At 67.8% G+C, this 2,196-nt stretch carries 2 protein-coding genes and 1 pseudogene; 2 read left to right on the top strand and 1 reads right to left on the bottom strand.

Annotated features, from left to right (window positions below):
- Positions 1–188, bottom strand: a pseudogene (locus QMX79_RS20600) (glutamine--fructose-6-phosphate aminotransferase); the annotation flags it as partial.
- Between the two features lie 212 nt (positions 189–400).
- Here QMX79_RS20600 and QMX79_RS20595 point away from each other — a divergent pair.
- Together QMX79_RS20595 and QMX79_RS20590 are read left to right on the top strand one after the other, a co-directional pair.
- Positions 401–1,669 (top strand): efflux RND transporter periplasmic adaptor subunit, encoded by a 1,269-nt coding sequence (locus QMX79_RS20595; protein ID WP_282248435.1) that lies wholly within the window; start codon positions 401–403, stop codon positions 1,667–1,669.
- A gap of 32 nt (positions 1,670–1,701) precedes the next feature.
- Positions 1,702–2,196, top strand: a 495-nt coding sequence (locus QMX79_RS20590) for an ABC transporter ATP-binding protein (protein WP_282248434.1), incomplete at its 3' end; no start/stop codon positions are given.

Here is a 2,196-nt window from a genome sequence, read left to right as displayed (position 1 = left end):
GCCGCGGCCTTCTCCATTTCCGCCACGCGGCCGGTGCGGCGCACGCGGCGTACGTCGGGCTGGGACTGGGTCTGGTCCAGCACCGCGATGCCGGATGAATCGTAGCCGCGGTATTCCAGGCGCTTCAGACCTTCGATCAGTACCGGTACCACATCGCGATCCGCGATCGCCCCCACAATCCCGCACATAGATTCAGATCCCTGCTTTCGATGGCCCATTCTAGCGTGGGTGTCCGGACGCCCTGGCCGCTGTCCGCTTAACAAAAGTGTCCGTTCCGGTGTCCGCGGACACCCGGACATTCACACCAGGCTCGCAACCCATTGTTTTCAAAGGCCCGAATGTTGGCACGCGGTGTGCTTTGTATTCAGCAACTACCGCAACCCAACCGCGAACGAGCCCGATGATCCGCGACACTTCCGCACAGGACCAGACCCTCTCCACCCCGGGCACGGCCGCGCCGTGGAAGCGCTGGCTGTGGCCGGGCATCGCCGCGCTGGTGGTGGTGCTGGCCATCGTCTTCGCCGCCCGCGCCTGGCTCGGCGCCAGCCGCTCCTTCGACAGCGCGCGGGTACGCATCGCCGAGGTCAAGCAGGGCGACCTGGTCCGCGACCTGGCCGCCGATGGCCGGGTGATCGCCGCCAACAGCCCGATCCTGTACGCGATCTCGGCCGGCACGGTGGACCTGAAGGTGGTGGCCGGCGACGTGGTCAAGAAGGGCCAGGAACTGGCGGTGATCGACAGCCCCGAGCTGCGCAGCAAGCTGGCCCAGGAGCGCACCACCCTGGCCGGGCTGGAAGCCGAAGCCAGCCGCGCCGTGCTCGATGCAACCCTTGCCCGGGCCAAGGCCAGCAAGGAAACCGACAAGGCCAGCATCGAACGCCAGGCCGCCGAGCGCGACCTGCAGCGCTACCAGCGCGGTTATGACGGCGGCGCGGTGCCCCAGATCGACCTGGCCAAGGCCAACGACAGCCTGAAGAAGGCCGACATCTCGCTGGCCAACGCCCAGACCGACGCCCGCCTGCAGGGCCAGGGCGCCGACCTGGACGCCCGCAACAAGCGCCTGCTGGCCGACCGCCAGCGCGCGGTGGTGGAGGAAGTGCAGCGCCAGGTGGACGCACTGACCCTGCGCGCGCCGTTCGATGGCCAGGTGGGCCAGGTGCAGGCCACCCAGCACACCCAGGTGGCGGCCAACGCCCCGATCCTGGGCGTGGTCGACCTGTCGCGGTTCGAAATCGAGATCAAGGTGCCGGAAAGCTTCGCCCGTGACCTGTCGATCGGCATTCCCGCCCAGCTCACCAGCGGCAACGGCCAGCCGTTCCCGGGCGAGATCAGCGCGGTGTCGCCCGAAGTGGTGGCCGGCGAAGTGAACGCCCGCATCCGCTTCACCGACAAGCAGCCGCAGGGCCTGCGCCAGAGCCAGCGCATGCAGTCGCGCATCGTGCTCGATACCCGCCGCAACGTCATCAAGGTCGAGCGTGGCCCGTTCGTGGAACAGGGCAACGGCCAGGCCTACGTCATGGATGGCGATACCGCGATCCGCCGTCCGGTGCAGCTGGGCGTCAGCAGCCTGGGCGAAGTGGAAATCCTGTCCGGCCTGCGTCCCGGCGACCGCGTGGTCGTCTCCGGCGCCGAACTGTTCGGCGATGCCGAATCCGTCTCCATCAACTGATCACCCTCATCACTCCAACCAAGGAAACAGCCATGCTCGAGATGCGCTCGGTCGCCAAAGTATTCCGCACCGAACAGGTGGAAACCCATGCCCTGCGTTCGCTGGACCTGCACGTGCGCGAGGGTGAGTTCGTTGCAGTGACCGGCCCGTCCGGTTCGGGCAAGACCACCTTCCTCAATATCGCCGGCCTGCTGGAAACCTTCACCAGCGGCACCTACATGCTCGATGGGCAGGACGTGAGCAAGCTGGGCGACGACGCCCGCAGCCGCCTGCGCAACCAGAAGATCGGCTTCATCTTCCAGGGCTTCAACCTGATCTCCGACCTGAACCTGTTCGACAACGTCGACGTGCCGCTGCGCTACCGCGGCATGCCGGCCAGCGAGCGCAAGCAGCGCATCGAACGTGCGCTGGGCCAGGTGGGCCTGGGCTCGCGCATGAAGCATTACCCCTCCGAACTGTCGGGCGGCCAGCAGCAGCGCGCCGCCATCGCCCGCGCCCTGGCCGGCAGCCCGCGCCTGCTGCTGGCC

Origin of the sequence: Stenotrophomonas sp. PS02300, assembly GCF_029959395.1 — a bacterium.
Classification (GTDB): Bacteria; Pseudomonadota; Gammaproteobacteria; order Xanthomonadales; family Xanthomonadaceae; genus Stenotrophomonas; species Stenotrophomonas maltophilia_AD.
The sequence above is the reverse complement of the archived record's forward strand: the minus strand, read 5'-3'. Positions and strand labels throughout refer to the sequence as shown.

Bases quoted from the DNA above. Each gene is read 5' to 3' on its own strand.
- QMX79_RS20595 (WP_282248435.1), top strand. From the start codon at position 401: ATGATCCGCGACACTTCCGCACAGGACCAGACCCTCTCCACCCCGGGC.